Source organism: Streptomyces sp. NPDC000878, assembly GCF_053599695.1.
In genome coordinates this window covers 1-12,985 of record NZ_JBSFMT010000133.1, presented here as the reverse complement: position 1 = coordinate 12,985, position 12,985 = coordinate 1, and the positions used below count along the sequence as shown (strand labels likewise).

Here is a 12,985-nt window from a genome sequence, read left to right as displayed (position 1 = left end):
GCGGGGTGTCTTCGCGCGGCCCCCCCCCCCCCCGGGGGGGGGGGGGGGGCCCCCCCCCCCCAGGGATGGGACGGGTAAGGGCGGCGGGGGCGAAACCCTACCCAACCCCCCGCCCCGCCACCCGCAACGCATCCACCGCCGCCCGAATCGACGGCCGCCGATCAGCATCCGCCCGCCACACCACGTACACATGCCGCCGTACCCGCTGCCGCAACGGCACAGTGACAACCCCGTCAGGCACGGGATGGCGCCCGAGCACCGGAGCGATACACACACCAAGCCCCGCCGCGACCAACGCCAACTGCGTATGCGTCTCCGCCGCACGATGCCCGACACACGGCTCGACCCCCTTCGACCGCAGCGTGAACATCAGCCACTCATGGCAGAACTCCCCCTCACCCCAGGTGATCCACTCGTCCTCGGCGAACTCCCCAAGGTCCACCTCGCTCCGACCGGCGAGCGGATGACCGACCGGCATCGCCACGTCCGCCGGATCGTCCAGGATCGCCGCCTTCACCAGCCCCTCGGGCAACGGCATCGGCTTGTTGTACCAGTCGAGCACGACCGCAAGGTCGAGATCCCCGCGTACCACCCCGGCGACCCCCGCCTCCGGTTCCAGCTCGCACGACCGCAACCGCAGCCCGGGGTGCTCCGCGCGCAGAGCCGCGAGCACCGCCGGGAACAGCCCGCGCGCGGCGGTAGGGAACGCCGACAACCGCAACTCACCCACCACCTGCCCGCGTTGTGCCTCCAGGTCGGACTGGGCCAGCTCGACCTGGGACAGGATGCGCGCGGCATGGTCGGCGAGCAGCCGTCCAGCGTCGGTGAGCCGCACACCCCGCCCGTTCTTGGCGAGGAGCTGCTGCCCCACCTCCCGCTCCAGCTTGGACATCTGCTGCGAGACGGCCGACGTCGTCACATGCAGCCCCTCGGCCGCCCCGCTGACCGAGCCGTGCCGGGCGAGGGCGTCGAGGGTGCGCAGGCGCTCCAGATTCAACATGTAAGCGATTCTACGAGATGAGCCGAACAAACAATCGCTTGTGCTACGAGGTCAGTTCGGGGACCGTAGAAGCATGAGCCGCCCCGCCACCGCAAACCCCACGACACCAGCACCCCCATCCACACCCGCACCCGCACCTTCGCCAGCCCCCCACCACCGCGCGCTCGACTGGCGCATCCGCTTCGGCGTGCTCTCCCTGATCTGGGGCTTCAGCTTCCTGCTGATCAAGGTCGGCACACAGGGATTCGCGCCGTTCCAGGTCACCTTCGGGCGACTGCTGTTCGGTACGGCGGTCCTGGCGGCGGCGCTGACCGTGAAGCGGGAGCGGCTCCCCCGGGGCACACGCACGTGGGGACACCTGGCGGTGGCCGCGTTCCTCCTGAACGCACTGCCGTTCTCCCTGTTCGCGTACGCGGAGCTGACTATCCCGTCCACCCTCGCCGGCATCTGCAACGCGACCTCTCCGCTGTGGGGCATGGCCCTGTCCCTGGTCGCACTCTCCGAGGACCGTCCGACACGGGTGCGGGTGGCGGGTCTCGGCCTGGGCTTCATAGGCGTACTGACCGTTCTCGGCGCGTGGCAGGGCTTCCACGGCCTGGACGCGAAGGGCACGGCGCTGGCTCTGCTGGCCTCGCTCAGCTACCCGATCGGCTGGATCTACGTCCGCCGCACACTGGCGGGTTCGAGCCACTCCCATCTGTCGCTCAGCGGCGCCCAGTTGCTGCTGGCCACGCTCCAACTGGCCCTGGTGACCCCGCTGTTCACCTCCATACCCGACGGCCTCCCCCTCGGGCCGCTGCTCGCGATCGTCGCCCTCGGCGCACTGGGCACGGGCTTCGCGATGCTGCTGCAGTACGGCCTGGTCGCCGAGACGGGTCCGACGACCGCCCAGATGGTCACGTACCTCATCCCGGTCATCGCCACGGTCGCGGGCGTCACCCTGCTCGGCGAGACCCTGACCTGGTCGACACCGGTGGGAGCGGTGGTGGTACTGGCCGGGGCGGCCCTCACCCAGGCCGGCACGGGCCGCCGGGCGCGACCTGGACGCTGACCGGCTCCTGAGCGGCTCGCCGGCAGCCCCTGGGGTCTGCGTCGGACCGTGTCGAGGACGTCGGGCGCCCTCCACATCAGCCGCCCCACGGCAGGCATCCTCTCCCCGGAGGAGGCCCCCAGCGGTGCAACCCTGGCTACCGACTCCTCCGCTCTCAACTCCGCCTGGCCGGGGCCCCCGCCGCGCACCGGCCGATCCCGGCGCCGTCTCCGCCGTGCAGCCAGACGCACCACGCCCCGCCCCGCCCACTCGCACCCCACCAGAGCACCCCGCCCCTCCCCCACCGCAGCCCTCCCGCACCGCGAACGACAGGAGAGGCCCTAGACGTAGGACCGCCCACCCCCCACCGACCCCACCGCCGAGGCAATCGCATCCGCCAAAACCCCCGTCTCCGCCCCCGTGAGCGTCGCGACAGTCACCCGGATCCCGGACGGCGCGTTCATCCGGAAGCGGGCGCCGGGGGCGACGGCCCAGCCGGCGTGCAGCAGCCGGGCGACCGCGCCGGTCTCGTCCGGGACCGGGATCCACACGTTCAGTCCGCTGCGCCCATGGGCCGCGACCCCGCGCCGCGCGAGCGCGTCGATCAGCGCGTCCCGGCGCCGCCCGTACGCCAAGGCCACCGCGCGCGCGTCCAGCGCGTCGTCGGCCCACAGCCGCACGACGGCCCGTTGGAGCAGCCGACTGACCCATCCCGGCCCGAGCCGCTGGCGCCCCAGGACCCGGTCGACGGTGACGGGGTCCCCGGTGAGGACGGCGAGGCGCAGATCAGGGCCGTACGCCTTGGCGACCGAGCGGACGAACGCCCAGTGCCGGGTGACCCCGGCCAGCGGGTGGAGGGGCTGGTCGACAATCCGGTAGCCGTGGTCGTCCTCGACGAGCAGGGTCTCCGGGTGCTCGCGGAGCACGGAACGCAGGGCACGCGCGCGCGTGGCGCTCACCACGGCCCCGGTCGGGTTCTGCGCCCGGTCCGTGACGATCAGCGCCCGGGCCCCGGCCGCCAGCGCCCGCCGTACGTCCTCGGCGAGCGGCCCCTCGTCGTCGACACCCACCGGGACCATCCGCAGCCCGAGCGCCGGTACGAGGTCCAGCAGCCCACCCCACCCGGGGTCCTCGACGGCGACGGTGTCACCGGGCTTGAGGTGTACGGCTAGGACGCGCTCGATGCTGTCCAGCGCACCGGAGGTGACGGCGAGGGGCCCGTCCGGCACACCGTCGGCGTCGAGGTCCGCGCGGGCGATCCAGGCCAGCTCCGGTTCCACGGTGGCGTCCCCGTAGAGCACCGGCACCCGGTCGCCCTGCTCGCCGGCCGCCGCGAACGCCGCCGCCAGTGAGGGCAGCAGCGCCGGATCGGGGTTGCCGTGCGCCACGTCCCGTACACCGGACGGCACCTCCACCCGGATGTACTCGCGCCCGGTGGTGGCCGGCTTGGAGCGCACCCTGCTGCCGCGCCGCCCATGGGTCTCGATGACCCCGCGTTCACGCAGCGTGCGATAGGCGGCGGCGACGGTATTGGGATTCACCCCGAGCCGTTCCGCCAACTCCCGCATGGGCGGCAGCAGTTGACCGGGTTCCAACTCCCCGGCACCCACCGCGCGTTCGACGCTCGCGGAAATCTCTGCTGCGCCCCGGCCTACGATCGGATATTCTCCTAGCACAACAGAGATTATGCACTAGTGCAATAAAGATCGCAAGGAGACCGCGATGTCGGGGACCACCGCACAGGACACGGCACAGAATCCAGTACAGAACTCAACACAGGGCACACCCCAGAGCGCAGCCGACGACACCTACGCCCCGACCGACCGCACGGTCCCCACCCGCTCCGCGAACCGGGCCTCGTACGACAAGGAGTCGGTGCACGCGATCCTCGACGAGGGGTATGTGTGCCACCTCGGCTTCGTCCGGGACGGCGCGCCGGTCGTGCTGCCGACGCTGTACGGACGGCTCGGCGAGCGCCTCTACGTGCACGGGTCGACGGGCTCGCGCCCGCTGCGGATGACGGGCAAGGCCGATCCCGGCCTGCCGGTCTGTCTGACGGTCACGCACGTGGACGCGCTGATCCTGGCCCGGTCCGCCTTCCACCACTCGATCAACTACCGCTCGGTGGTCGTCCACGGCCTCGCCCACCAGGTGACGGACCCGGACGAGAAGCGCCTGGCCCTGGACGTCCTGGTCGACAACGTCGTGGCCGGTCGCTCGGCCGATTCCCGGCCCGCCAACGCCAAGGAACTGGCCGCCACCGCTGTGATCCGCATCGACCTCGGCGAGGTCTCCGCGAAGGTGCGCACGGGCGGGGTGAACGACGAGCCCGAGGACCTCGCCCTCCCCCACTGGGCCGGCGTGGTCCCGCTGCGCAAGGGGTACGAAACCCCGCTCGCGGACGCCGAGTTGGCGCCCGGCACCCAACTCCCCGACTATCTCAAGGCTCTCTGATCCCGATGCTGATCCATCCCTGGGACGCGCCGCGCGAGGACGCGGAGTGGCAACAGTGGCTGTCCGTCCACGACTTCGGCCAGCTCGCGGTCAACGGCCTGCCGGGCGAGGCGCCTTACGCCCAGCCGCTGCACTTCGCCTACGACCCCGAGCGCGCCGAGGCGGTGACCCATCTGGCCCGCCCCAACCCGCTCTGGCCCGCGCTGGAGGCGAACCCGGTCGTCCTGCTCAGCGTGGTCGACGACTACACGTTCATCCCCGGGCCGTGGCAGGCCGCACCGGACGGCCCGTCCGAGCACGGCACCCCGACGAGCTTCTACGCGGCCGTCCAACTCCGCTGCACCGCCCATGTCGTGGACGACCCGACGGAGAAGGCCACCCTGCTCAACAGCCAGATGGGCCACTTCCAGCCGGAGGGCGGCTCGGCACGGGTGGCGGCGGGCGAGGAGCCGTACGGGAGGATGCTCTCCGGTATCCGTGGCATCAGGCTCGAAGTGACGGACGTACGGGCGAAGTTCAAGTTCGCCGAGAAGAAGCCGGCGGAGGTCCAGGACCGTATCGCGGCCGGACTGGCGGCGCGCGGCGGACCACGGGACGCGGCTGCGCTGGCGGTTCAGCGGCGCAGGCGGGGACTCTAGCGGACCTCAACTCCCGTCGTCGCTGGGCTCGTCGACGCCCGGTGCATCGCTGTGCCGCTGCGGCTGCCCCTGCTCGTCGGCCTTCACGTACCCGGTGAACTCCGGGGCGTTGAGGCTCCCCAGCAGCCCCAGCAGTTCCGCGTCCCGGCTGCCGGGCTCGGCGTGGAAGACGACGAGGAGGAGGCCGTCCGAGGTGCCGATGTCGAGCTTGTCGCAGTACAGGTCGAGGTCGCCGACCTGGGGGTGGGACAGCTTGCTGACGCGTGAGCGCATGGGGACGACGTCGTGGCGCCCCCAGAGCACCCGGAAGCGTTCGCTGCGTATGGACAGCTCCCCGACCAGTTCGACCAGGCGCGGATCGTCGACGTCGGCGCCTGCTCTCGCGCGCACGCTCGCGACGATCCCGGCGGTCAGATCCTCCCAGTCGCGGTGCAGTTCGCGCGCGGCGGGGTCGAGGAACACGGTCCGCAGCAGGTTCACGCCGGGGACGTAGTTCGAGGACAGCGCACGGCCCAGCGCGTTCGCCGCGAGCACGTCGGTGTACCGGTCCTGCACATAGGCGGGGTTGGTGGGCCAGCCGTCGATGAGCTGCCGGATGCTCGCCGGCACCTGGGCCGGCTTCGCCGCCCGTCTGCTGCGCGGTCCGGGCCGCCGCCCGGTTCCCGTCAGGCCGACCAGGTGGCGGGTCGCGTCGGCGTCCAGGCTCAGCACCCGGGCCAGCGCTTCGAGCACCTGGACGGACGGATTGCGGTCCCGTCCCTGTTCAAGCCGCAGGTAGTAGTCGGAGCTGATGCCGGCGAGCGTCGCGACCTCCTCCCGGCGCAGCCCGGGCACCCGCCGCAGACCGCCGCCCCTGAGCCCGACGTCCTCGGGCCGGACCAGCTCCCGGCGGGCCCGCAGAAACTCACCGAGCACGTTGTTGGAGTCCATACCCACCACCGTAGTTCGGGCGGCTCGGGATGTGGGTGTCCCTGTCGCCCCCAGGAACAGCGGGGTACTGCCACCCACGTACGGATCGCGGCAGAGTCGACCTGGACAACGACGACTGACAACGGCTGACGACGACTCACGGCGCCTCACGACGTCCGACGACGATTTCAGCGGTACGCGACGAAAGGCATCACCATGGGCGACACCGTCTCCGGCGGAACCCTCACTCCGGCCGAGGGTCTGACCCTGACCCGTATGGGGTACGGCGCCATGCAGCTGGCGGGGCCCCACGTGTTCGGGCCGCCCAAGGACCCCGAGGAGGCCGTGGCGGTGCTGCGCGAGGCCGTCGACCGGGGCATCACCCACATCGACACCAGCGACTTCTACGGACCCACGGTCGTCAACGAACTCATCAGGAAGGCCCTGTCCCCCTACCCCGCCGATCTCCGCATCGTCACCAAGGTGGGCGCCCGCCGCGGCAGCGACGCCAGCTGGCTGCCCGCGCTGGACCCCGAGAGCCTCAGGTCGGCCGTCCACGACAACCTCCGGAACCTCGGCGTGGACGTGCTCGACGTGGTGAACCTGCGGGTGGGCGCGGACGACATGGCCGGTGAGCAGCCGCTCAGCGAGCAGTTCGGGGTCCTGGCCGAGCTGCGGAAGGAGGGCCTGATCCGGCATCTCGGGGTCAGTGCGGTCAGCGCCGACCAGCTGACCGAGGCGCAGGCCATCGCCCCGGTCGTCACCGTGCAGAACCTCTACAACCTGGCCAACCGCGAGGACGACGCGCTGGTCGAGCGGTGCGCGGCGGAGAACATCGCCTTCGCCCCGTTCTTCCCGCTCGGCGGTTTCACCCCGCTGCAGTCGCGGACCCTCACCGATGTCGCCGCCCGCCTCGGCGCCTCGCCGCAGCAGGTCGCCCTGGCCTGGCTGCTCCAGCGCTCGCCGAGCGTCGTCCTCATCCCGGGCACCTCCTCACGCGCCCACCTGCGCGAGAACATCGCCGCGGCGGACCTGACGCTGCCGGCGGACGCCATCGCGGAACTGGACACGATCGGCGACGCGAAGGGCCTCGCACAGGACGCCTGAGTCAGCCGAACGCCCCGCCGGGCTCCGCACTCTCACGCACACCGGCGCCGGCCCCGCGCGTCTCCGCCACCGCGAGCCCCGCCACCGCGCCCAGCATCAGCAGGGTGCCCACGACGGTCGCCGCCGTCAGCCGCTCGCCGAGCAGGGTGACGGCGAGGACCGCCGCGCTCACCGGTTCCAGCAGCATGATCACGGAAACGGTCGCCGAACGGACGACGGCCGCCCCCGCGAAGTACAACCCGTACGCGAGGGCGGTCGGCACGGCAGCGACGTACACCAGCAGCCCGACAAGCCGCAGACCGTCACTGCTGTCACCGATGTGCGGCAGGAGCCCCTCGGCGAGCGCGAACGGCAGCAGGCAGAGCGTGGTGACGCCGAAGGCCCTGACGGACGTACCGAACGCGTCCGTCGCGCCGTCCCGCCCCCACCACCGGGTGAGAAGGGTCATCAGGGCGTACCCGGCCGCCGACAGCCCGGCCCAGGCGACACCCGAGGGCCGTACCTCGGCGCCGCCGCTGCCCAGCACCAGCACCGCGAGCCCGGTGAGCGCCCCGGCCACGGCGACGGTCCCGCCCCCGCCCAGCCGCTCGCCCATGGTCAGCCGGGCGCCCAGCGCGATGAGGACGGGCCCGGCGCCCAGCGTGACGACGGTGGCGACCGCGAGGCCGGTGGCCTGGACGGACACGAAGTAGGCGGTCTGGAACACGGCGAGCGAGAGCCCGATGGCCCCGGCGCGCAGAGCCTTGCGGCGCCACGGCCCGGGCCTGACGGCCGTACCCGTACGACGGCACAGGGACCGGACGAGGAGCAGCAGCCCGAAGCCGCCCGCGCAGCGCCAGAAGGAGAGGGCGACGGGGCCCATGTCGCTCACCCGGTAGACGAGGGAGGCGGCGGCGCCCGCGGTGCCCCAGGCGGCACCGGCGACGATCAGGAAGAGCAGGCCTCGCCCGATGGGCAGGCCGGAAACAGCATTCGACACGAGAGTCTCTCCGCAGCCGCGCGGAGACCGGCCGAAAGGGCGGCGACCGCGCGGAAGTTGACGAAAGGACCCGGGCCCTCAGGGCGCGACGGGGTTCCTCGGACTTCGTCTGCGGGCAGCGCCGTTCGGTCCGACGTCGATACGTCGGACATGTTCTCCGGAGAGCCCGCCTCAGGCGGCCGGAGGCGGAAGGACGAGTGCGCGCGCGTGCATGATCGCGACCCTATGCGGCGGTACGACGGACTGCCACATCCTTTTCGGGCCCGCGGGCGACCGGCTCGGCCGACCCCTTTGCGGGCGCCGACGACTGCGCGATGAACGCGCCCACGAGCACCACCGCGCCCCCGACGATCTGCGGCGCCGACAGATGCTCGCCCAGCAGCACCCAGGCCAGCACGGTCGCGACGACCGCCTCCAGGCACGCCACGACACCGGCGACCTGCGGCGAGAGCCGCCGTACCGAGAGCACGCCCGTGACGTACGCGACGACCGTGGCGACGAGCACGATCCAGCCCAGCAGCAGCCAGGCCGCGACCGGCGTGCCGTCCATGTCCGCGGTGCCCGCGAGCACGGACCAGTCCATGCCCCACGGACGCGCCACGGCGGTCAGCACGAGGGCGCCGACCAGGAGGCCGTACGCGATGACGCCGAGCGGGTCCGGCGCCTCGTCGCCCGCGTCGCTGCCCTGGTCGGACAGGACGAAGTAGCCGACCTGACAGCAGGCTGCGGCGAGCGCGAGCAGCAGCCCCATGGCGTCGAAGCTCAGCCCGGACCACACCTCGACGACACAGGCGAGCCCGCCGACCGCGAGGACGACACCGAGGGCGGCGGCACGGGTCACGGGCCGCCGCTGCACGAACCGCACCCAGCCGAGCACGAGCGCGGGTGCGAGGTACTCGACGAGCAGGGCGACCCCTACGGGGATGCGGGAGATCGAGGCGAAGTAGAAGGCCTGGACACCGGCCACGGCGAGCAGTCCGAACCCGACGAGCAGCGCGGGCCGACTGCGCACCAGCGCGCGGTGCCGCACGGCCAGGGGCAGCATCACGAGAGCGGCGCCGGTCACGCGCAGCCACACGACGTGCAGGGGATCGAGTCCCGCCTCGATCAACGGCTTGGCCGCGACCCCGGACCCGCCGAACACGACCGCCGACACCAGCGCGAGCCCGAGCCCGACACCCCTGCCCCGACCGACCTCACCGCTCCCTGACGTACGCACCGGCACATGATGACAGGCGACGACATGACCGTCACCCCCGATGACACCTGTCTCACGAGCTGGACGGGCTAACGACCGGCCCGCGACTGACCCACGGCGTCCGTCGAGCGGTCCCACACCTCAGGAGCCACCGTCGACACCCTGGACGTACTCCTCCCACCCCGCCGCCATGGGTTCGGCCTGTCGCAGCCGCGCCAGCAGCTCCCCCGCGTCGACTCCGCCCCGCCCGAGCACCTCGACGGCCCGGGACTCCGGATCCCGGACGATCGCCGCGAGCAGATCGACGCCACGCGCGCGTGCGTCACCGCGCCGCCCGGCCCGCTCGCACGCCTCCTCCAACGCCCCCGCCGCGACCGGCGACCAGCCGACGGCCGTACCCGCCGCCGCACTCGCCGTACCCACCGCCCCGGGGAGCACAGGCAGAGCCCCGGAGTCCTCGACCGAACCCTGCCAGCGCAGCCCGTACCCGATGCTGCGCTGCACGAGATAGCCGAGCAGCCGCGCGATCTGCGGACTGTCACCCTCGAAGCCCTCGAACACCGCGCGGACCTCGGGGTCGGACTCCAGGAGGGTGTGCAGCAGATGGGCCGTGTCGATCTGCCGGTCCCCGTCCCGCAGCGCCCGTCTGCGCGCACCGGCCACCACCGCTGCCAGCTCTGCGGTGAGCCTGGCATCGCTGTCCACGCGGTTCGCACCGTGCTCAGTGGTCGACTGCCGGGGAATACGGGGTTGCACATCCCCTACCCCATCAGTCCCTGCCGATCCGGTCATCCCCGTGACGCACCATTTCCGCGTCCCACAGAAGGTGGGCATCGGTGGCGGAATCTCCTCCTTACGGAGGACATCACGCCGCTCCGGCCCGAAGCCGACGCAAGGGGCGCACATGCCCTTGCCACGCGCCCCGGGCGCAACCGGGGCACCCCCTCGCACGTCCCACTCCAACATGGAGAGCAGGTGCTGGCTGGTGGCACTGCCGGCCACGGACGGCAGACAGTACGTCTACCGGGTCTACGCCCCGGAGGACGCACTGCTGGCCGACCTGTTCTGGGAAGCATGGCACTGTCACGACGAAGGCCCCTTCCCGCGCGCGTGGGACCTGTTCGACGCGGCGGTGATACGACGGGTCAGCTGAGCCCGCCCTCCCCCGGACGCGAACCTGACGCCTCGTCAGTATTGAATGTTCCAGCCCTTACGGCTACGTTCCGCGACACCGCAGCCCGAGACACAGAGGTGGTCGCATGGCCGAAATAAGCGCGGAGGCACGCATCCAGGCACCGGCGGAGAAGGTCTGGGCGCAGCTGACGGACTGGCCGGCGTACGGAGAGTGGAACGCGACCCACACGAGCTTCCCGAAGGGCGGCCCCTCCGCACTGGAGGTCGGCGGCACCTTCGAGGAGAACATGAAGCTGATGGGCTTTCCGGCCGAGGTCGAGTGGACCATCGAGGAGCTGGAGCCCGCCCGCACCCTGTCCATCCGAGGCAAGGGCCCGATGGCCGTGACCGTCGCCACGCGCTACACCCTCACACCCGACGGCGACGCCACGACGGTCCGGATCGACGGCGAGTTCACCGGAGCGGCGGTCTCCCTGATGGCCGGCAAGCTGAAGGACTCGGGCACGGCCGCCCTGAACGAGTCCCTGCGCAAACTGGCGGGCCTGGTGGCCTGAGCCCGCCCGTGAGCGCAGTACGACACATGCCGTACGCCAGGCCGCGCGACAGCACAAAGGCGCCCCGCGGACACTTCCGCAGGGCGCCTTGACGCACCAGGGGGACACACCGCCGACGGCGGACATGTCTCCGAGGGCGGCCCATCAGTCCTCGTCGGCGAGGATCAGATACAGCTTCTTGCGGGCCTCGTTGATGACCGTGAGCGCCTTCTCGCGCTGCTCCTTGCTACCCGTCTTCCAGACCTGGCCGAAGGCCTCCATCAGACCGAAGCCGGCCTGACGGATGTCGCTCAGCGCCTCCCAGTCGACGCCGCGCCCGGCCTCTTCCCAGGGCGCGTCGGGACCCTCGCCGGCCGCCGTACGGCCGGCCTCGGTGAGCGAGAACAGCCTCTTGCCGCCCTCGGTCTCGCTGACGATCAGGCCCTCGTCCTCCAGCAGCTGAAGGGTGGGGTAGACCGAGCCGGGGCTGGGCTTCCACGCCCCTCCGCTGCGCTCGGCGATCTCCTGGATCATCTCGTAACCGTGCATGGGCCGGTCCTTCAGCAGGGCCAGGATCGACGCGCGGACGTCACCGCGCCGCGCCCTGCCCCGCGGTCCGCCCCGGCCGCCGCGCCCACCCCAGGGACCCGGGCCGAAGCCAGGACCACCGGGGCCGCCGGGACCACCGAAACCGGGCCCGAAGGGACCGAAGGCGGCTCGCCGCCCGGGACCACCATGACCGTGTGCGCGTCCGGAGCCGAAGCCCGGACCGAATTCTTCTCCGTGGGAACGCATCGCAACCACTCCATTCGTTGTCTTGTCGTTGATCTGTCGCGATGCGTCAACGATATATCGGAATAGCGGGAGCGACAACCCCCAACAGAAGTGACCCAGACCACACTCGAAACGACGCCGTTTCGATAGCGAAGAGAGCTAGGCTGACGCACACACCGAAAGTGAACGAAACAGTTTCGTACAAGGAGAGTGCCCGCCATGGCCTCCGTACTCGTCGTCCACCGTCAGTCCCTGCAGCGTCTCGGCCTGCGCATGCTCCTGGCCGCCGAGCCCGACCTGACCGTCGTCGGCGAAGCGAGGAACGGCGCCGAAGCGGTACACATGAGTGCCGCGCTAGGCCCCGACGTCGTCCTGATGGACACCCTGGTGGTCGACACGGACGGGGTCGACGTCATCAGCCGCATCACCCGGCCCCCCACCCTGTTCCCGGTCACCGAGTCCGCCAGAGCCGCCACCCACCGCCCCCGAGTGCTGGTCCTGACCCCCACCAGCCACGAGCGGCACGCCTACGCGGCCCTGCGCGCCGGGGCAGGCGGGTTCCTCCCCCAGGACGCCACCCCCGAGGAACTGGCCGCGGCCGTCCGCATCGTGGCCGCGGGAGACGCCGTCACGACCCCCAGCCTCACCCGTGCCCTCATCGACACGGTCCGCCACGAGCACACCACCGGCTCACTCCACCGGGAGACCGAACTCGACGCACTCACCCGGCGCGAACGCGACGTCCTCACCGCGGTCGCCGCCGGCTGCTCCAACACCGAGATCGCCACCCGCCTGTCCATCTCACCGACCACGGTCAAGTCCCACGTCAGCCGCATCCTCGCCAAGATCGGCGCACGCGCACGCGTCCAGGCGGTGGTCTTCGCATACGAGTCCGGCCTGGTAAGGCCAACAGCAGCCTGACCCCACGCCCACGACCCGCGAAGCCCACACATCCAGCCCGCCCGGCACCATCCAGCCCGCTCGGCGTTCGAGGACGCGGGCCCCCTCCAGCCCGTCCGGCGCTTGAGGACGAGCGCGTCCAGCGCGTGCTTTCCCCCACCCACCCCGCCGCACTTCAGCACCGGCCGGCACCACTCAGCCCGTCCGGCGTTTGAGGACGAGGCCGTTCAGGCCCCGGCGCCCGATGGCCGCGTGGACCCGGGTACGCCGGGTCAGTCCGCTCTTGTCGAAGCCCTCCGCGTCCCGTGCCGTGCCCGCCGTCCAGTGCG

General features: G+C 71.8%; 14 protein-coding genes. 7 read left to right on the top strand and 7 right to left on the bottom strand.

Annotation, left to right across the window (positions count from 1 at the left end):
* Positions 1-97: 97 nt before the first annotated feature.
* On the bottom strand, positions 98-1,000 hold the full coding sequence (locus ACWDR4_RS48615) for a LysR family transcriptional regulator (protein ID WP_450418458.1): 903 nt from the start codon (positions 998-1,000) through the stop codon (positions 98-100).
* Positions 1,001-1,073: 73 nt separating this feature from the next.
* Here ACWDR4_RS48615 and ACWDR4_RS48610 point away from each other — a divergent pair, with 73 nt between their 5' ends.
* Complete coding sequence (locus tag ACWDR4_RS48610) at positions 1,074-2,051, top strand: DMT family transporter (protein WP_450418457.1); 978 nt, start codon at positions 1,074-1,076, stop codon at positions 2,049-2,051.
* Positions 2,052-2,371: 320 nt separating this feature from the next.
* On the opposite strand, the gene ACWDR4_RS48605 is transcribed toward ACWDR4_RS48610, so the two are convergent.
* On the bottom strand, positions 2,372-3,706 hold the full coding sequence (locus tag ACWDR4_RS48605) for an aminotransferase class I/II-fold pyridoxal phosphate-dependent enzyme (RefSeq protein ID WP_450418456.1): 1,335 nt from the start codon (positions 3,704-3,706) through the stop codon (positions 2,372-2,374).
* Positions 3,707-3,752: 46 nt separating this feature from the next.
* On the opposite strand from ACWDR4_RS48605, the gene ACWDR4_RS48600 reads away from it, so the two are divergent.
* Positions 3,753-4,484 carry a pyridoxamine 5'-phosphate oxidase family protein gene (locus tag ACWDR4_RS48600; RefSeq protein WP_450418454.1) on the top strand — a complete coding sequence of 244 codons (732 nt, stop codon included), beginning with the start codon at positions 3,753-3,755 and terminating at the stop codon, positions 4,482-4,484.
* Between the two features lie 5 nt (positions 4,485-4,489).
* Positions 4,490-5,122: an FMN-binding negative transcriptional regulator gene (locus ACWDR4_RS48595; protein WP_450418453.1), complete on the top strand. Its 633-nt coding sequence runs from the start codon at positions 4,490-4,492 to the stop codon at positions 5,120-5,122.
* A 6-nt stretch (positions 5,123-5,128) separates the two neighbouring features.
* Here ACWDR4_RS48595 and ACWDR4_RS48590 read toward each other — a convergent pair whose 3' ends face one another.
* Positions 5,129-6,052: a helix-turn-helix domain-containing protein gene (locus ACWDR4_RS48590; RefSeq protein ID WP_450418451.1), complete on the bottom strand. Its 924-nt coding sequence runs from the start codon at positions 6,050-6,052 to the stop codon at positions 5,129-5,131.
* Between the two features lie 195 nt (positions 6,053-6,247).
* Between ACWDR4_RS48590 and ACWDR4_RS48585 the strand changes: the two genes are divergently transcribed.
* A complete protein-coding gene (locus ACWDR4_RS48585; RefSeq protein WP_450418449.1) occupies positions 6,248-7,138 on the top strand; it encodes an oxidoreductase in 891 nt (296 codons plus the stop codon).
* A gap of 1 nt (position 7,139) precedes the next feature.
* Here ACWDR4_RS48585 and ACWDR4_RS48580 read toward each other — a convergent pair whose 3' ends face one another.
* From ACWDR4_RS48580 to ACWDR4_RS48570, 3 genes are all read right to left on the bottom strand, one after another.
* On the bottom strand, positions 7,140-8,117 hold the full coding sequence (locus ACWDR4_RS48580; RefSeq protein WP_450418447.1) for a DMT family transporter: 978 nt from the start codon (positions 8,115-8,117) through the stop codon (positions 7,140-7,142).
* A 223-nt stretch (positions 8,118-8,340) separates the two neighbouring features.
* A complete protein-coding gene (locus tag ACWDR4_RS48575; RefSeq protein WP_450418445.1) occupies positions 8,341-9,342 on the bottom strand; it encodes an EamA family transporter in 1,002 nt (333 codons plus the stop codon).
* 114 nt (positions 9,343-9,456) lie between these two features.
* Complete coding sequence (locus ACWDR4_RS48570; RefSeq protein WP_450418443.1) at positions 9,457-10,071, bottom strand: Clp protease N-terminal domain-containing protein; 615 nt, start codon at positions 10,069-10,071, stop codon at positions 9,457-9,459.
* Between the two features lie 208 nt (positions 10,072-10,279).
* Here ACWDR4_RS48570 and ACWDR4_RS48565 point away from each other — a divergent pair, with 208 nt between their 5' ends.
* Both ACWDR4_RS48565 and ACWDR4_RS48560 read left to right on the top strand, forming a co-directional pair.
* Entirely contained in the window at positions 10,280-10,468 is a 189-nt protein-coding gene (locus tag ACWDR4_RS48565; protein WP_450418460.1) for a hypothetical protein, read from the top strand.
* Between the two features lie 106 nt (positions 10,469-10,574).
* Positions 10,575-11,003, top strand: a complete 429-nt coding sequence (locus ACWDR4_RS48560; RefSeq protein ID WP_450418441.1) for a type II toxin-antitoxin system Rv0910 family toxin — start codon at positions 10,575-10,577, stop codon at positions 11,001-11,003.
* A gap of 144 nt (positions 11,004-11,147) precedes the next feature.
* On the opposite strand, the gene ACWDR4_RS48555 is transcribed toward ACWDR4_RS48560, so the two are convergent.
* A complete protein-coding gene (locus ACWDR4_RS48555) occupies positions 11,148-11,777 on the bottom strand; it encodes a PadR family transcriptional regulator (protein ID WP_450418439.1) in 630 nt (209 codons plus the stop codon).
* Between the two features lie 198 nt (positions 11,778-11,975).
* Between ACWDR4_RS48555 and ACWDR4_RS48550 the strand changes: the two genes are divergently transcribed.
* Entirely contained in the window at positions 11,976-12,677 is a 702-nt protein-coding gene (locus tag ACWDR4_RS48550; protein WP_450418437.1) for a LuxR C-terminal-related transcriptional regulator, read from the top strand.
* Positions 12,678-12,985: the final 308 nt, after the last annotated feature.

Bases quoted from the DNA above. Each gene is read 5' to 3' on its own strand.
- ACWDR4_RS48610 (WP_450418457.1), top strand. From the start codon at position 1,074: ATGAGCCGCCCCGCCACCGCAAACCCCACGACACCAGCACCCCCATCC.
- ACWDR4_RS48555 (WP_450418439.1), bottom strand. From the start codon at position 11,777: ATGCGTTCCCACGGAGAAGAATTCGGTCCGGGCTTCGGCTCCGGACGC.
- ACWDR4_RS48595 (WP_450418453.1), top strand. From the start codon at position 4,490: ATGCTGATCCATCCCTGGGACGCGCCGCGCGAGGACGCGGAGTGGCAA.
- ACWDR4_RS48590 (WP_450418451.1), bottom strand. From the start codon at position 6,052: ATGGACTCCAACAACGTGCTCGGTGAGTTTCTGCGGGCCCGCCGGGAG.
- ACWDR4_RS48560 (WP_450418441.1), top strand. From the start codon at position 10,575: ATGGCCGAAATAAGCGCGGAGGCACGCATCCAGGCACCGGCGGAGAAG.
- ACWDR4_RS48585 (WP_450418449.1), top strand. From the start codon at position 6,248: ATGGGCGACACCGTCTCCGGCGGAACCCTCACTCCGGCCGAGGGTCTG.
- ACWDR4_RS48600 (WP_450418454.1), top strand. From the start codon at position 3,753: ATGTCGGGGACCACCGCACAGGACACGGCACAGAATCCAGTACAGAAC.
- ACWDR4_RS48550 (WP_450418437.1), top strand. From the start codon at position 11,976: ATGGCCTCCGTACTCGTCGTCCACCGTCAGTCCCTGCAGCGTCTCGGC.
- ACWDR4_RS48615 (WP_450418458.1), bottom strand. From the start codon at position 1,000: ATGTTGAATCTGGAGCGCCTGCGCACCCTCGACGCCCTCGCCCGGCAC.
- ACWDR4_RS48565 (WP_450418460.1), top strand. From the start codon at position 10,280: ATGGAGAGCAGGTGCTGGCTGGTGGCACTGCCGGCCACGGACGGCAGA.